This is a genomic window from Sphingobium sp. IP1, from assembly GCF_002708645.1.
Lineage (GTDB): Bacteria > Pseudomonadota > Alphaproteobacteria > Sphingomonadales > Sphingomonadaceae > Sphingobium > Sphingobium yanoikuyae.
In genome coordinates this window covers 17989-34175 of record NZ_NOIW01000024.1, presented here as the reverse complement: position 1 = coordinate 34175, position 16187 = coordinate 17989, and the positions used below count along the sequence as shown (strand labels likewise).

General features: G+C 66.4%; 15 protein-coding genes. 11 read left to right on the top strand and 4 right to left on the bottom strand.

Going from position 1 to position 16187, the window contains the following annotated elements; translation table 11 throughout:
• Positions 1 to 10: 10 nt before the first annotated feature.
• Complete coding sequence (locus tag CG471_RS10825) at positions 11 to 1486, top strand: aldehyde dehydrogenase (RefSeq protein WP_099231882.1); 1476 nt, start codon at positions 11 to 13, stop codon at positions 1484 to 1486.
• 21 nt (positions 1487 to 1507) lie between these two features.
• On the opposite strand, the gene CG471_RS10820 is transcribed toward CG471_RS10825, so the two are convergent.
• From CG471_RS10820 to CG471_RS10810, 3 genes are read right to left on the bottom strand one after another with little or no spacing between them, the layout of a single operon-like run.
• Positions 1508 to 2914: a M20/M25/M40 family metallo-hydrolase gene (locus tag CG471_RS10820; protein ID WP_099231881.1), complete on the bottom strand. Its 1407-nt coding sequence runs from the start codon at positions 2912 to 2914 to the stop codon at positions 1508 to 1510.
• The gene (locus CG471_RS10815) at positions 2911 to 3102 is read right to left on the bottom strand and encodes a ferredoxin (RefSeq protein ID WP_004212347.1); all 192 of its coding nucleotides are present in this window, start codon (positions 3100 to 3102) and stop codon (positions 2911 to 2913) included. Before CG471_RS10815 ends, CG471_RS10820 begins: the two co-directional genes overlap by 4 nt.
• Positions 3099 to 4340: a cytochrome P450 gene (locus CG471_RS10810; protein ID WP_048936597.1), complete on the bottom strand. Its 1242-nt coding sequence runs from the start codon at positions 4338 to 4340 to the stop codon at positions 3099 to 3101. The genes CG471_RS10815 and CG471_RS10810 overlap by 4 nt, the downstream gene beginning before the upstream one ends.
• Before the next feature lie 370 nt (positions 4341 to 4710).
• Between CG471_RS10810 and CG471_RS10805 the strand changes: the two genes are divergently transcribed.
• From CG471_RS10805 to CG471_RS10775, 7 genes are read left to right on the top strand one after another with little or no spacing between them, the layout of a single operon-like run.
• Entirely contained in the window at positions 4711 to 5892 is a 1182-nt protein-coding gene (locus tag CG471_RS10805) for an acyl-CoA dehydrogenase family protein (protein WP_099231880.1), read from the top strand.
• Positions 5893 to 5938: 46 nt separating this feature from the next.
• Positions 5939 to 7090 carry an acyl-CoA dehydrogenase family protein gene (locus CG471_RS10800; protein ID WP_099231879.1) on the top strand — a complete coding sequence of 384 codons (1152 nt, stop codon included), beginning with the start codon at positions 5939 to 5941 and terminating at the stop codon, positions 7088 to 7090.
• 7 nt (positions 7091 to 7097) lie between these two features.
• A complete protein-coding gene (locus tag CG471_RS10795; protein ID WP_099231878.1) occupies positions 7098 to 8117 on the top strand; it encodes an NADP-dependent oxidoreductase in 1020 nt (339 codons plus the stop codon).
• Between the two features lie 10 nt (positions 8118 to 8127).
• Positions 8128 to 9336, top strand: a complete 1209-nt coding sequence (locus tag CG471_RS10790) for a CoA transferase (RefSeq protein WP_099231877.1) — start codon at positions 8128 to 8130, stop codon at positions 9334 to 9336.
• On the top strand, positions 9333 to 10157 hold the full coding sequence (locus CG471_RS10785) for a MaoC family dehydratase N-terminal domain-containing protein (RefSeq protein ID WP_099231876.1): 825 nt from the start codon (positions 9333 to 9335) through the stop codon (positions 10155 to 10157). The genes CG471_RS10790 and CG471_RS10785 overlap by 4 nt, the downstream gene beginning before the upstream one ends.
• A 13-nt stretch (positions 10158 to 10170) precedes the next feature.
• Positions 10171 to 11325, top strand: a complete 1155-nt coding sequence (locus CG471_RS10780; RefSeq protein WP_099231875.1) for an acyl-CoA dehydrogenase family protein — start codon at positions 10171 to 10173, stop codon at positions 11323 to 11325.
• A gap of 28 nt (positions 11326 to 11353) precedes the next feature.
• Entirely contained in the window at positions 11354 to 12553 is a 1200-nt protein-coding gene (locus CG471_RS10775; RefSeq protein ID WP_099231874.1) for an acetyl-CoA C-acetyltransferase, read from the top strand.
• Positions 12554 to 12620: 67 nt separating this feature from the next.
• Here CG471_RS10775 and CG471_RS10770 read toward each other — a convergent pair whose 3' ends face one another.
• Positions 12621 to 13517: a DMT family transporter gene (locus CG471_RS10770; RefSeq protein ID WP_099231873.1), complete on the bottom strand. Its 897-nt coding sequence runs from the start codon at positions 13515 to 13517 to the stop codon at positions 12621 to 12623.
• 107 nt (positions 13518 to 13624) lie between these two features.
• Between CG471_RS10770 and CG471_RS10765 the strand changes: the two genes are divergently transcribed.
• From CG471_RS10765 to CG471_RS10755, 3 genes are all read left to right on the top strand, one after another.
• Entirely contained in the window at positions 13625 to 14011 is a 387-nt protein-coding gene (locus CG471_RS10765) for a cytochrome c family protein (protein WP_099231872.1), read from the top strand.
• Positions 14012 to 14152: 141 nt separating this feature from the next.
• Positions 14153 to 15406: a CaiB/BaiF CoA-transferase family protein gene (locus tag CG471_RS10760; protein WP_099231871.1), complete on the top strand. Its 1254-nt coding sequence runs from the start codon at positions 14153 to 14155 to the stop codon at positions 15404 to 15406.
• Positions 15403 to 16185: an SDR family NAD(P)-dependent oxidoreductase gene (locus CG471_RS10755; RefSeq protein ID WP_004212325.1), complete on the top strand. Its 783-nt coding sequence runs from the start codon at positions 15403 to 15405 to the stop codon at positions 16183 to 16185. Before CG471_RS10760 ends, CG471_RS10755 begins: the two co-directional genes overlap by 4 nt.
• The last annotated feature ends 2 nt before the right edge of the window (positions 16186 to 16187 follow it).

The window sequence follows — 16187 nt, the reverse complement described above, 5'->3', positions numbered from 1 at the left end:
GGACATAAAGATGATCGAAACCCGCCGCCCCGCCTTTATCGACGGCAAGCCCAAGCAGTTGCTGATCGACGGCCAGCATGTCGACGCGCTGTCGGGCAAGACATTCCAGAGCTTCAGCGCCTCCACCGGCGAACTGGTCGCCGAACTCGCGCTGGCCGGCGCCGAGGATGTCGACCGCGCCGTGCGCGCCGCCCGCGCCGCCTTTGAAGGGCCATGGAGCCGCTTCAAGCCGGCCGAGCGCCAGGCGGTGCTGCTGCGCCTCGCCGATCTGGTTGATGCCGAGTTCCAGGATCTCGCCCTGCTCGACGTGATCGAGATGGGCCGGCCGATCACCGCAGCCATGGGGCTGCGCGGCATGTTGCAACGATCGCTGCGCCATTTCGCCGGCGCCGCGACCGCCATCCATGGCGAGACTTTGTCCAACAGCTTCCCGGTCGATCTTCTCTCCTACACGTTGAAGGAACCGGTCGGCGTCGTTGGCGCGATCATCCCCTGGAATGGCCCGCTGTTCAGCGCCGCCTGGAAGATAGGCCCGGTGCTCGCCACCGGCTGCACCATCGTGCTGAAGCCGGCGGAGGATGCCTCGCTCAGCCCGCTGCGCTTTGCCGAACTCTGCCTGGAGGCCGGCGTGCCGCCCGGCGTCGTCAATGTCGTCACCGGCGCGGGCGAGACCGGCGCCGCCCTTTCCGCCCATCCCGACGTCGACAAGATCGCCTTCACCGGCTCGTGCGAGACCGGCCAGCGGATCATCGCCGCCTCGGCCGGGTCGGTGAAGAAGGTGACGATGGAACTGGGCGGCAAGTCACCCAACATCATCTTTGCGGACGCTGATCTCGACGCCGCCACCCCGGCCGCCGCGATGGGCGTGTTCAACAATTCAGGCCAGGTCTGCGCCGCCGGCACCCGGCTGTTCGTCGAACGGCCAGTCTATGAGGAGATGGTGCAGCGCATCGCCGCCTTCGCCGCCAATCTCAAGATCGGCCCCAGCCTCGACCCCGAAACCGTGATCGGCCCGCTGGTGTCGGCCAAGCAGTTCGCCCGCGTCTCCTCCTATCTCGACCTTGGCCCGCAGGAGGGCGCCCGGCTCGTCACCGGCGGCCATCGCGTCACCGGCGGCGCGCTCGACAAGGGCCATTGGGTCGCCCCGACCATCTTCGCCGATGTGACCGACGAGATGCGGATCGCCCGCGAGGAAATTTTCGGACCCGTCTCCAGCATCCTGCCCTTCGACAGCCTGGACGAGGTGATCGGCCGCGCCAACGCGACCCGTTTCGGCCTGGCCGGCGGGGTGTGGACCCGCGACATCGGCAAGGCCATGACGGCGGTCAGGCGCATCCGCGCCGGCTCCATCTGGGTGAACCATTATTTCGCCATGGACCCGTCGGTCCCGTTCGGCGGCTACAAGATGAGCGGCTATGGCCGGGAGGGCGGCGCCGAACATATCGACGCCTATCTCCAGACCAAGGGCGTGTGGATCCGCACCTGAGCGCCGCCAACCGGGGGCCGGTCAGCGCCCCTCGGCATAGGCGCGGATCAGCGCATAGAGATAATCGCGCCCGTCATAGACGCTCTTCACCCGGATGCGCTCGTCCACGCCATGGGCGCCATTGCCGTCGGGATCGAGGATGATGCCAGGCACGCCATAGGTCGGAATGCCCGCCGCGCTCAGATAGCGGCCATCGGTGCCAGCGGTCAGCAGGTTGGGCACCACCGGAATGCCGGGGAAATGGCGCCGTGCCAGCGCTTCGGCCAGCCCCATGATCCGGGGGTCGAGCGGCGGGGGCACGGCCGGTGCGCCCTTGTCGCCCTTGCGCGTCAGGGCAATGCCGGACGGCAGCGCCGCGCGCAGCCGCGCCTCGACATCCTCCACCCTGTCGCCGGGAAACGGGCGGCACTGGATCGTCGCCCGCGCCCGCTGCGGCAGGGCATTTTCGGCATGGCCCGCCTCCACCTGCGTCGCGACACAGGTGGTGCGCAGCATCGCATTATAGGTAACGTCGCCCGTCACCGTCGCGACCGTCGCGGCGTCGTCCTGCCCCTGCCCCAGCCGCTGCATCGCCTGCCCCATCGCGCCGCCGACGATCGGCCCCATGCGGGTGAAATAGCCGCGATTGGTCGGATTGAGCTGGATCGGGAATGACAGCCGCCGTACCGCCGCCAGCGCATCGGCCAGGTCATAGATCGCATTGTCGGGGCGCGGCCGGCTGCTATGGCCGCCGCTGTTGCGCGCCTCGATCGTGAAGCTCTGCGCATATTTTTCGCCCACCGCCAGATAGAGGGCGATCGGCCGGCCATCCTTGTCGCTGATGCCATAGCCGCCCTCGTTCAGCGCAAAGCCCGCCTGCACCGCATCGCGCCGGTTGCGCAGCAGCCAATCGACGCCGTTCACCGCGTCACCGCTTTCCTCGCCACAGGTCAGCGCCACCTTGATCGTGCGCCGGGGACGAAAGCCCGCCGCCTGCATCCGGATCAGGCTGTCGATCCAGATCGCCGACAGCGCCTTGTCGTCGATCACCCCGCGCCCGATGAAATAGCCCTTCTCCTCGGTCAGGCGGAACGGATCGCGCGGCCAATCCTCGCGCCGGGCGGCGACCACATCGATATGATCGACCAGCAGCATCGGCGCGGCGCGCGGATCGCTCCCCTCGATCCGGGCGATCAGACCGCCATCCTTCTCATGCCCGTCCGGCACAAAGACCTCGGCGCGATCCGGCCCGAACCCTGCCTTGCGCAGCCGGTCGAGCATCCGGCCCGCCGCCACGGTGCAACTGCCCGTCGGGGCGCTGGTGTCGGTCTCCACCAGTTCGCGATAGATATCGCGAAAGGCGATCTGGTCCGGGCGCAATTCAGCCGCCGTCGCTCGGCCGCATGCCAGCGCAACAAGGCCACCAAGGGCCAGCAGGGAGGCTCTCATTTCTGGATGTCGAGCGCGCGTTCGGGGCAGGATTTGGCGCCCATCCAGGCCAGCCTTTCCTGCTCTTCGGGCACGTCGATGTCGCCGGGCATGATATAGCCCTCGTCATCCAGTTCGAAGATATCGGGCGCCATCGCCCAGCAACGGGCATGGCCCTGGCATTTCTCGCGATGCACGATGATCTTCATGCCGCATCCTCCTGCGACCAGTCGAGGATGAGATTTTCGATCCCGAACACATGGCCGCCATAGGTGACCGGCGCGGTGCCGGACTTGATGCGGAAGGTCGGGATGCGCTTCAGCCATTCCTCCAGCCCCACCACGATCTCGCGCCGCGCCAGATGCGACCCCAGGCAGCGATGCGGACCATAGGCAAAGGCGGTGTGGCGATTATCCTCGCGGGCGAGGTCGATGCGCGCAGGATCGGCAAATTCCAGCGGATCGCGATTGGCGATCATCGTCGCGCAGGACACATAATCGCCCTTGCGGATCGGCGCTCCCTCGAAATCCACGTCCTTCGTCGCGACCCGGATCATCTGCACCGTCGGATAGGCGCGCAGCAATTCCTCCGCCGCCAGCACGATCCGCTTGGGGTCGTCACGCAGCCATTGCTGGTCCGCCTGATGCCGCGCCAGATAGTTTAGGTCGAAGCCGATCGCGGCCGCCACCGTGTCCAGCCCGGCGATGAACAGCAGCACGCCCGTGCCCCTGATCTCCATGTCGGTCAGCGGCCGGTCGTCGATCCGCGACTGCACCAGGAAGGACATGAAGTCATCGACCGGCTGCCGACGCCGGTCGGCCGACAATTCGTCGATGAAGGCGACGATCGTGCGCGCTGCCGCCGGTCGCTTCACATTGTCGCCATGCAGCAGGTCATTGGCCCAGCCGACAAATTCGTCGAGCCGATCGTCCGACAGACCCAGGAAGCGCAGGAAGATATTGACCGCGAAGGGGAAGGCGAAATCGGTCATCACGTCGCAACTGGTGCCCGACGCCGCGATCCGGTCGATCAGCACGCTCGCCCTTTCGCGCACCGCCGTTTCCAGCGCCATCACCCGCTTGGGCGACAGCAGCGGGTTGAGCAGCGAGCGGAACTTGCCATGTTCGGGCGGGTCCAGTTCCAGCGGGATCATCGGCCAGCTCTCGCCCAGCGCCGAGGCAAAGATGCTGCGATGGCTGGAGAAGGTTTCGGGATCCTGCAACACCCGCCGCTGGTCCTGCGCGCGGGTGATGACCCATGTGCCCTTGCCGTCGCGGGTGTTGACCGGCGAATAGAAGATGCGCGGCCCATCATGCACCACCGCGCTCGCCGCCTGCGGATCGCCATTGGGGGTCGGCTCCAGCCCCGGCGAACTGAACAGGCTGAAATTGCCGATCATGTCGGGCGGCACATGCGCCGGGATCGGACGGGCGGCCATGGTTTCCATACTACGCTCTCCTGCAGCGGTAGCCAGTTCTCGCGCCAAGACGGACCGGCCTTATCAATTTTGCATTATGGTATAGTTTATGGGCACGCCGCCGGCTGTCAATCGGACAATCGTCGTTACGATATTTTCCCGCGCACAGCGCAAGGGCGCCGCCGCATTTCCACGCTTTTCCGCCACATTGCGCAAAATTCGCGATTTCCGTTGCGGATGAAAATTATCCTTGAGTGCAAAATATATCTAGCCACCTGTGCAATATTGACTTAAGGAATCGGTCATGGATCGCAAGCGGCCATCCGAAAGCCGCGAGCAGCCCGACGGGTAACACCCGGACGGCGCGCTCGCCTTTCGAGCAGAACAGGGATGTGAGTGGATGGCGGAAATGGAGCCCATCGATAGAGAAGAATTCCGGCAGGAGGCGCGCGCCTGGCTGAAGGCGAATTTTCCGCCGGCGCTGACCAATGTGCCCGGTCTCCTCTTCCAGGGCGACGCCCATGCCGCCGCCGCCAATGCCGACTATCAGCTCTGGCGCCAGCGCATGACCGACAAGGGCTGGGGCGTGCCCACCTGGGCGCCGCGCTATGGCGGCGCCGGCCTGACCGAAGCGCATGGCAAGATCATCGGCGAGGAACTGGCCGCGATCGGCGGTTTCAACCCGATCCGCAGCTATGGCACGATGATGCTTGGCCCGACGCTGCTGGAATATGGCGACGAAGCGCAGAAGCTGGAACATCTGCCCTTCATCGCCAGCCATGAACGGCGCTGGTGCCAGGGCTTTTCCGAACCCGGCGCGGGATCGGACCTGGCCGCGCTCCAGACCAAATGCATCGACATGGGCGACCACTGGCTGGTCAGCGGGCAGAAGATCTGGACATCGGGCGCCGACCAGGCCGACTGGTGTTTCGTCCTCGTCCGCACCGATACCGAGCGCAAGCAGGGCGGCATCAGCTTCCTGCTGGTCGACATGCAATCCGAAGGGATCGAGGCCCGGCCGATCGTGCTCATCAGCGGATCGACCCATTTCTGCGAGGTCTTCTTCAACGATGTGAAGGTGCCCAAGGGCAATCTGGTGGGCGAGGTCAACCAGGGCTGGACCATTGCCAAGCGGCTGCTGCAGTTCGAACGCAACAGCCTGTCGGAGGTGAAGGCCGACATCACCCCTCTCGCCCCGCTGGCCCACGATTATCTGGGCACGGATGCGCTCGGGCGGATCGACAGCCCGGACCTGCGCGCCCGGCTGGTGCGCAATGCGATGCGGCATGAAGCCTATATGGCGACGGTCCGCCGGCTCGCCGCCGAAGCCAAGAATGGCGGCCCCAGCCATGGCGTGTCCGCACTCAAGAATTTGTGGTCCGGCATCATCCAGGAACGGGCCGAGCTGCTGGTCGAGATCATGGGCGCCGATGGCCTGGGCTGGGCCGGCGATCCCTACAGCAACGCCGAGAAGGAGGCGACACGCGCCTGGCTGCACAGCAAGGCCTTCTCCATCTACGGCGGCAGCTACGAGGTGCAGAACAATATCACCGCCAAGCGCACGCTGGGCCTGCCGGGCTGAGCATGGGCGAGGACGAGAGAAAAGACTGGATGCGGGAGGATGCGCCGTGGCGGTGCTGAACGAAGAACAGACGATGCTGAAGGACATGGCGTCGCAATGGGTGCGCGACCGCCTGCCCGTGACCGCGCTACGCGGCCTGTACGATCATGGCGGCGGCGGCCGCAGCGGATCGGACGGCTATGATGCCGACGCCTGGGCCGAAATGGCGCAGATGGGCTGGTGCGGCATCATCGTGCCGGAAGACCATGGCGGCGCCGATTTCGGCTATCTGAGTCTTGGCCTGGTGATCGAGGAACTGGGGCGCACCCTGGCCGCCTCGCCGCTCATCAGCTCCGCGCTGGTCGCTGCGTCTGCGCTCCGCCTCGCCGGCACGCAGGAGCAGCAGGCCCGCTGGCTGCCCGGCATCGCCGACGGATCGCTGATCGGCACGCTGGCGCTCGACGAAGGGCCACATCATGCCCCCGAGCGCACCGCGCTGGCGGCCACAGCCTCGGGCGATGGCTGGAGCCTGTCCGGCACCAAACGCCCGGTACAGGACGGCATGATCGCCGACCTCGCCATCGTCGCCGCGCGCACCAGCGGCGCGCCGGGCGATCGCGATGGCCTGACCCTGTTCCTGATGCCGACCGACAGCGCCGGGCTGGAGCGGCAGGCGCTCGATCAGGTCGATGCCCGTCGCCCGGCCTTCTATCGGCTTGAGGCTGTCAATGTCGCTGTCAACGATGTGCTCGGCGAAGTCGGCAAGGCCGCCGACCTGATCGACGCGATCCGCGACCGGGCCGCGATCGGCATGGCCGCCGAAATGCTGGGCAGCGCGACCCAGGCGTTCGACATCACGCTCGATTATCTCAAGACCCGCGTCCAGTTCGGCGCGATCATCGGCTCCTTCCAGGCGCTACAGCATCGCGCGGCCGAACTGTTCGGCGAACTGCAACTGACGCGATCGGCGGTCGAAACCGCGCTGGCGGCGATTGATGCCGATGATCCGGCGCTTCCCGCCCTCGCCTCGCTTGCCAAGGCGACCGCCGGCGAGACGCTGCACCGCATATCCTCGCAGATGGTGCAGCTGCATGGCGGCATCGGCATGACCCATGAACATGATGCCGGCCTTTACCTGAAGCGCGCCCGCGTCGCCGAGCAATGCCATGGCAGCACCGCCTGGCATCGCGAACGCTGGGCGCGGCTCAATGGCTATTGAGGGGCCGATGACCATGAAATCGCGCGAAATACAGTTGAAGCGCCGCCCGGTCGGCGCCCCCGTGGCGGAGGATTTTGCCACCGTCGAGCAGGCTCTGCCCCCACCCGGCCCCGGCGAGATCCAGGTCCGCAATCTCTGGATGGCGGTCGACCCCGCGATGCGCGGGCGGATGAGCGACGCCAAGAGCTATGTGCCCCCCTTCGCGCTCGACGCGGCGATGGAAGGACCGGCCATTGGCGAGGTGATCGCCTCCAACGATCCGGCCTTCGCGCCCGGCGACCTGGTCTTTTCCCGACTTGGCTGGCGTGAGGCGTTCAACGCCCCCGGCACCGCGCTCCAGCATCGCGATCGCCAGGCACTGCCGCCCCAGGCCTATCTCTGCTTCGCGGGCATGACCGGCCTCACCGCCTATGCCGGCCTCATCCGCATTGCGGAGTTACAGCCGGGCGATACCGTCTTTGTGTCGGCCGCGTCCGGCGCGGTCGGATCGATCGCCTGCCAGATCGCCCGCAACATGGGATGCAAGGTGATCGGATCGGCCGGCGGCCCGGAGAAGACCGCCTTCCTGCGCGATGTGCTGAAAGTCGACGCCGCGATCGATTACAAGGCGGAGCCGAACCTCACCAAGGCCCTCGCCCGCGAAGTCAAGGCGATCGGTGCCAGCGGCATCGACGTCTATTTCGACAATGTCGGCGGCGATCATCTGCAGGCCGCCCTGTCGCTCGCCAATGATTTCGCGCGCTTCGCCATCTGCGGCATGATCTCGCAATATAATGTGACCGACGCGCCCACCGTGCCGCGCAACCTCACCATGCTGATGACCAAGCGCATCCGCATGCAGGGCTATATCGCACTCGACCATATGGATCTGGAAGCGGAGATGCTGGAGCGCATGACCGCCTGGAACCAGGCCGGCCAGATGGCCTCGGCCGAAACCGTCTATGACGGCATCGACAAGGCGCTCGACGCCTTCTGGGGCCTGTTTTCGGGCACCAATATCGGCCGCACCATGGTCAGGCTGGGCTAGGGGGAATTCCATGTACGAAATGCTCAAGGGCCTACGCGTGGTAGAGGGCGCCGCCTTCATCGCCGGCCCGTCCTGCGGCCTGCATCTGGCGCAGATGGGGGCGGAGGTGATCCGCTTCGACGCCATCGGTGGCGGCCCCGACTATCGTCGCTGGCCGGTCGCCCCCTCCGGGGCCAGCCTTTATTGGGAGGGGCTCAACAAGGGCAAGAAATCGATCGCGATCGATCTGGGCCGGCCCGAAGGGCGCGAACTGGCGGTCGCCATCGCCACCGCACCGGGCGACAATGCCGGCCTGTTCCTCACCAACTATCCGGTGAAGGGCTTCCTCAGTCATGAGGCGCTGGCCGCGCGCCGCGCCGACATCATCAGCGTCCGCGTGATGGGCTGGGCCGACGGATCGCCGGCGGTCGATTACACGATCAACGCCGCCGCCGGCGTGCCGATGATGACCGGCCCAGCCGACGATGACCGCCCGGTCAACCATGTCCTGCCGGCTTGGGATCTGCTCGGCGGTGCCTATGCCGCCTTTGCCATGACGTCCGCCCTGCTGCGCCGGCGCGCGACCGGCCAGGGCGCGGAAATCCGCGTGCCCCTGTCGGACCTCGCCGCCTCCACCCTGTCGCATCTCGGCTCCGTGGCCGAAGTGCTGTCGGCCGGCGACCGGCCGCGCATGGGCAATGACCTGTTCGGCGCCTTCGGCCGGGATTTCCTGACCGCCGACGGCAAAAGGCTGATCGTCGTCGCCATCACCCCGCGCCAATGGACCGGCCTCCTCAAGACGCTGGGCCTTGGCGAAGCGATCGCCGCGATCGAAAGCGAAACCGGCGCAACTTTCGCCAGGGATGAAGGCGCCCGCTTCACCCACCGCGCCCGGCTCTTCCCGCTGTTCGAAGCCGCCTTCGCCGCGCGCAGCAGCGATGCCTTGAAACCCGCTTTCGACGCGGGCGGCGTCACCTGGGGCGAATATCAGTCGCTGCATCAGGCAGTGACACAGGACGAACGGCTGTTCACCGCCAATCCCCTGTTCGAGACGATCGCCCATCCCAGCGGCCTCACTTACCCGACGTCCGGTCCGGCGGGCACGCTGGCCAGCGAGCCGCGCGGCGCCGTCGGCACCGCTCCGCGCCTTGGCGAGCATAGCGACCAGATATTGAGCGAGTTGCTGGGCCTCGACAGCGGCGCGATCGGCCGCCTCCATGACAAAGGACTGGTCGCATGACCCTTTCCCCATCCGATATCGCCCATTGGCAGACATGGGTCGGCAGAACCGAGAGCCGGACCGAAATGCTCGACCGGGAAGCGCTGCGCCGCTTTGCCGCCGCCATCGGCGAACCGCTCGATGTCGAGGCGGTCCAGCCCTCGCTGGCCCATTGGGCCTTCTTCCTGCCGGTGGCCGCCGCCGACCAGATCGGCCCGGACGGCCATCCCAAACGCGGCGGATTCCTGCCGCCGATCAGCCTGCCCCGTCGCATGTTCGCTGCCGCCGAGATGCAGTTCCACGCGCCCCTGATGCTCGACTGGGAAGCGACCCGCACCTCGACCGTGCTGGACATCGCCCACAAGAGCGGCCGCAGTGGCGAGCTTGTCCTCGTGAAGGTCGGCCACAGCATTGTCCAGGCCGATCGCGAACGGGTGAGCGAGGTGCAGACCATTGTCTATCGCGACACCGGCGCGCCGACGCCCGCGATCGTCCCCGCCGCCTTCGATGGCGCCCCCGACGATGTGAACTGGGCGCCGGGCAGCGTCGACCTGTTCCGTTTCTCGGCCGTCACCTTCAACAGCCATCGCATCCATTATGACCTGCCCTATGCGACCGGCGAGGAGGGCTATCCCGGCCTGGTGATCCACGGCCCCTTCACCGCCGCCAGATTGTTCGGCCATGCCCGGCGCGGTGGCCGCAGCCCGACCCGCTTCGCCTTCCGCGCGGTCGCGCCGGTCTTCGCTGGCCAGCCGGTATTGCTGCGCGAGGATGCGGCCGGCCGCTGCCGTGCGATCCGCTGCAACGGCAGCGACGCCATGGTCGCCGACATCGGATATTGAGAGGAGATTTTTCATGGACGCCGAGACGTTCGACCTGTTCCGCACCACCGTCCGCCGCTTCGTCAGCGAAAAGCTGATCCCGGCCGAGGACGCCGTCGAGGAAGCGGATGCCGTGCCGGAAACCATCATCCAGCAGATGCGCGACATGGGCCTGTTCGGCTTGTCCGTGCCGGAGGAGTTTGGCGGCATCGGCTGCACCATGGCGGAGGAAGCGGCGATCATACGCGAGATCACCCGCGCATCAGTCGTGTTCCGCTCCGTCATCGGCACCACCGTCGGCATCGGCAGCCAGGGCATCGTCATGGACGGGACCGAGGAACAGAAACGCGAATGGCTGCCCAAATTCGCCACCGGTGAAGCGATCGCCAGCTTCGGCCTGACCGAGCCGGAGGCCGGGTCCGACGCCGGTTCGCTGCGCACCGTCGCCATCCGCGATGGCGACACTTACCGCATCACCGGCACCAAGCGCTTCATCACCAACGCGCCCCGCGCCAGCGTCTTCACCCTGATGGCCCGGACCGAACCGGACGTGAAGGGCGCGGCCGGCATCTCCGCCTTCATCCTGCCCGCCGGCACGCCCGGCATCAGCTTCGGCAAGCCCGACAAGAAAATGGGGCAGAAGGGGTCGATCACCACCGACGTGATCCTGGACGATGTCGTCGTGCCGGCCGCCAACATCATCGGCGGCGTACCCGGCCGGGGCTTCAAGACCGCGATGAAGGTGCTGGATCGCGGCCGCATCCATATCGCCGCCGTCGCGCTCGGCATGTGCCAGCGGCTGATCGACATGACCCTGCAATATGCGATGGAACGCAAGCAGTTCGGCCAGCGCATCGCCGATTTCCAGCTGGTCCAGGCGATGCTTGCCGACATGAAGGTCGACATGCTGACCACCGAAGCACTGATGCAGTCGGTCGCCGCCAAGTTCGACGCCGGCGAGCCGGTCAGCCTGGAATGCGCCGCGCTCAAATATTACGCCTCCGAAGCCGTCGGCCGGATCGCCGACCGCGCCGTCCAGATCTATGGCGGCGCCGGCTACATGGCCGAGTATAAGGTCGAGCGCTTCTATCGCGATGTCCGGCTGCTGCGCATCTATGAGGGCACCAGCCAGATCCAGCAAACCATCATCGCCAAGCAGATGATCCGCCAGGCCGAAGCGGCCGCCTGATCCTCCCCATTCCCGCAAAGGACATCGCATGCGCAGAGCCGCCATCGTCGCCCCCATCCGCACCGCCGTCGGCAAATATGGCGGTTCTCTGAAATCCTTCAGCGCCGGCGATCTGGGCGCGGTCATCATCAAGGCCTTGATGGAGCGGACGAAGATCGATCCCGAACGGATCGACGACGTCGTCTTCTCCCAGGGCTATGGCAATGGCGAGGCGCCCTGCATCGGCCGCTGGTCGGCGCTGGCCGCCGGCCTGCCCGAAAGCATTCCCGGCGTCCAGCTCGACCGGCGCTGCGGTTCGGGGCTTCAGGCGGTGATCGACGCGGCCATGCGGATCCAGACCGGCGCCGCCGACATCGTCGTCGCCGGCGGGGTCGAGAGCATGTCCAATGTCGAATATTATTCGATGGACCATCGCTGGGGCGCCCGTTCCGGGTCGACCCAGTTCCATGACCGCCTGACCCGAGGCCGGGTCATGTCGCAGCCGATTGCCCGCTATGGCATCATCAGCGGCATGATCGAAACGGCGAACAATCTCGCCAAGGATTATGACATCAGCCGCGAGGCCTGCGACGAATATGCCGCGATGAGCCATCAGCGCGCCGCCGCGGCCTGGGCCGCCGGCAAGTTCGACGACGAACTGGTCCCGGTCGCCGTGCCGCAGCGCAAGGGCGATCCGCTGATCTTCGCCATGGATGAGGGCATTCGTGCCGACGCCACACCGGAATCGCTCGCCCTGCTGAAGCCGATCGAGAAGGACGGCGTGGTCACCGCCGGCAATGCCAGCCAGCAGAATGACGCCGCCGCCGCCTGCCTGGTGGTCGCGGAGGACAAGCTGGAAGAACTGGGCCTTGAACCCATGGCCTGGCTGCACAGCTGGGCGGCGGCGGGCTGCGATCCCTCGCGCATGGGCATTGGTCCGGTGCCGGCGGTCGAAAAGCTGTTCGCCCGCAATGGCCTTGGCTGGAACGACATCGATCTGGTCGAACTCAACGAAGCCTTTGCGCCGCAGGTGCTGGCCTGCCTCAAGGGCTGGAACTGGGACGATCGCGACAAGCTTAACGTCAATGGATCGGGCATTTCGCTCGGCCATCCGATCGGCGCGACCGGCGGACGCATCCTCGCCAATCTGCTGCGCGAACTACAGCGGCGCGACGGCCGCTATGGCCTGGAAACCATGTGCATTGGCGGCGGTCAGGGCCTGGCCGCCATCTTCGAACGGGCGGTCTGACCACCGCCTTTCGGAAGCCCCCTGGGCCGGCGTCGAGGCATGCGACGCCGGCCCATTTTTTTGATTGTCAGTCGACCGGCCTGCGGTCGGGCGAGAAGGCGATGATCGTCACGCCCAGCAGCGCCACGGTCCCACCCGCAATCATGCCGACCGTGATCGGCGTGCCGAAATAGAGCGAGGCAAAGACCGTCGACATCACCGGCGATGCCAGCATCAGCGGCATGATGGTCGAGATCGGATAGCGCTGCAGCAGCCAGGCGAGCGTCCCCTGCCCCAGCACCGTCGCGCCCAGGCAGGAAAAGGCGAACCAGCCGGTCGGCACCCAGCCGACATCGGCCAGCCCCGCAATCGCGGGCCGCTCGAAAATCAGGGCAAAGGGCGCCAGCACCGCCGCGCCCATCAGCCCGTTCCACGCCTGGCCGTTCATCACGCTCACCCCGGTCAGCTTGCGCTGCACCAGGGTCGCGCCGCCCCACGCCATCGCCGCGCAGGCCATCACCAATACGGCGGGCACCTCCGCCAATATATGCGGGTCGAACACCAGCGCCACGACCCCGGCAAAGGCGAGCAGCACGCCGACAATCTTGCGCCGGTTGAGCCGCTCGCCCAGCAGCAGCGCGCCCAGCAGCAGCGAGAAGGGCACGCTGAGTTGCCCGGCAATCGCCAGCGCCCCGACATTCGTCGCCATGAACAAAGCCAGGTTCAGCAGCAGCAGGAACAGCCCGCCATTGAGGAAGCCATAGAGCATCAGCCAGCCGGTCCGGCCCGGCAGCGGACGCAGCGCCGGCGCACAGATCAGGAACACCGTCCCCATCCGCAGCGCCACCGACAATAGCGGCGCGGTCGCGTCCACCACCACCTTCATCGCGATCACGTTGAGCGCGAACATGATGTTCACCAGCAACGCCAGCGCCATGCCGCCCGGCCCGAACCGATGGTTCGCCATGGGTTCGCCATCGGCCATTTCCGCATCCTTCCCGCTTCAACCACCGTTCAGACTCAGACGGCTATTGGCTTATTTATGCACACTGGTATAGATTTTGGCCAGAGAAGAAGGAAAGAGGAATCGGGATGTCGATGAAGCATGTTTCGCGCGTGATGATGGTCGCTATGGCGGTCGCCGCCACCGCCCCGGCGCTGGCCCAGACGGGCGATGCGACCAAGGGCAAGGCGGTTTTCGCCCGCTGCGCCGTCTGCCACTCGGTCGATCCGGGCGTGAAGAAGCTAGGCCCTTCGCTCTCGGGCGTGTTCGGGCGCACGTCGGGCACCGTCCCCGGCTTCACTTATTCCCCGGCGATGCAGAAGGCCAAGATCCGCTGGGATGCCAAGTCGCTGGACGGCTTCCTTGCCAAGCCCAGCGCCGCCGTCCCCGGCAGCCGTATGGTCTTTGCCGGCCTGCCCAACCCGGCCGATCGCGCCAACCTGCTCGCCTATCTCGCCGGCGCCACCAAGAAATAGCACCAAAAGTATCCCATAGTGCAATAATTCTTGCCCTCCATTCCTGCACCCGCTATCAGAATCATCAACCGATGCAGCAGATAGACGGGGACAGGAGCGGATGGCGATGACAGCGGTCATGACGGACAAGGCAGGCAGCCGATGAGCGGCCGCGCGCTTGAAGGGATCAAGGTTCTAGACCTGTCGCGCGTGCTCGCGGGGCCATGGTCGACCCAGATACTCGCGGACTTCGGTGCCGACGTCATCAAGATCGAACTGCCCGGCCATGGCGACGATACCCGCGCCTGGGGCCCGCCCTTCCTGACCGGCGCCGATGGCCAGCCGGAAATCGGCACCAGCGCCTATTATCTGTCCTGCAACCGCAACAAGCGCTCCGCCGCGATCAACCTGGCGACGCCGCAAGGCGCCGAGCTGATCCGTCGGCTGGCGGCGGAAGCCGACATATTGGTCGAAAATTTCAAGGTTGGGGGCCTCAGCAAATACGGTCTCGACTATGCCAGCCTGAAGGCGATCAACCCGCGCCTCGTCTATTGCTCGATCACCGGCTTCGGCCAGACCGGCCCCTATGCCGACAGGGGCGGTTATGATTTCGTTGCCCAGGGCATGGGCGGCTTCATGAGCATCACCGGCGAAGAGGATGGCGGCCCGCTGCGCGCTGGCGTCGCCATGGCCGACCTGTCGACCGGCATGTTCGCCACCGTCTCCATCCTCGCCGCCCTGCGCCATGCCGAACGCACGGGCGAAGGGCAACAGATCGACGTGTCGCTGCTCGATACCCAGATCGCGATGCTCGCCAATCAGGGGATGAACTGGCTGGTCGGCGGCATCGTACCCGGACGCCTGGGCAATCGCCATCCCACCGTCGTCCCCTACAAGACGTTCGAGGTTGCCGACGGCATGATGATCATCGCGATCGGCAATGATCGGCAGTTCCGCGCCTTCTGCGCGGAAATGGGCCATGTGGAACTGGGCACCGATCCGCTTTATGCCACCAGCGCCCAGCGCCTCATCAACCGCGACGCGATCGAGGCGAAGGTGCAGGAGATCGTGCGCCCCTTCGCCCGCGACGACCTGATGGCGCGCTTCGTGGCCGCGGGTGTCCCCGCCGGCCCGGTCAACAGCATCCAGGATGTGTTCGAGGATCCCTTCATTGACGCCCGCCAGACCGTCCATCGCTATCGCCGGGAAGAGGATGGGGTCGAGATCCCGACCGTCGCCTATCCCGGCAAGCTGTCGGCGACGCCGGCCGATTATCGTCACTGCCCGCCGCGCGTGGGCGAACATAGCCGCGAAATATTGGGGGAATGGCTCGGCCTCGACGACGGCGCGCTCGACGCGCTGACGAGCGACGGCGCGATCGCCCAACGCCCCGTGAAGGAGAGGACACAGGCATGAAGATCGACCAGGGGGTAGCCGCCATCGTCACCGGCGGGGCATCGGGTCTGGGCGAGGCGACGGCCCGCGCCATCGCGGCGCAGGGCGCCAAGGTGGCGCTGTTCGATTTCAACGAGGAAACCGGGACGAAGGTCGCGGCGGACATCGGTGGCACCTTCTGCAAGGTCGATGTCACCGACGAGGCCTCGGTCGATGCCGGTTTTGCCAAGGCGCGCGCCGCCCATGGCCAGGAACGTATCCTGGTCAATTGCGCGGGCACCGGCAATGTCATCAAGACCGCCAGCCGCGACCGCGAGACCGGCGAGATCAAGGCCTTCCCGACCGACCAGTTCGAACGGATCATCCAGATCAACCTGATCGGCACCTTCCGCTGCTGCGCCAAGTCGGCCGCCGGCATGCTGAGCCTCGATCCGCTGGAGGACAAGGCGCGCGGCGTCATCATCAATACTTCCAGCGCGGCGGCGGTCGACGGCCAGATCGGCCAGGCGGCCTATTCCGCGTCGAAGGGCGGCATCGTCAGCCTGACCTTGCCGATGGCGCGCGACCTGATGGGCGAAGGCATCCGCGTCAACGCGATCCTGCCCGGTATCTTCGACACGCCGCTGATGGCGCGGGCCAGCGACAAGGTGCGCGATGCGCTGTCGGCCACCGTTCCCTTCCCCAAGCGTTTCGGCAAGCCCGAGGAGTTTGCCGCGATGGCGCTGGCGATGATCGAGAATGACTATTGGAACGGCGAATATGTGCGGCTCGATGGTGGCCTGCGCATGCCGCCGCGCTGAGG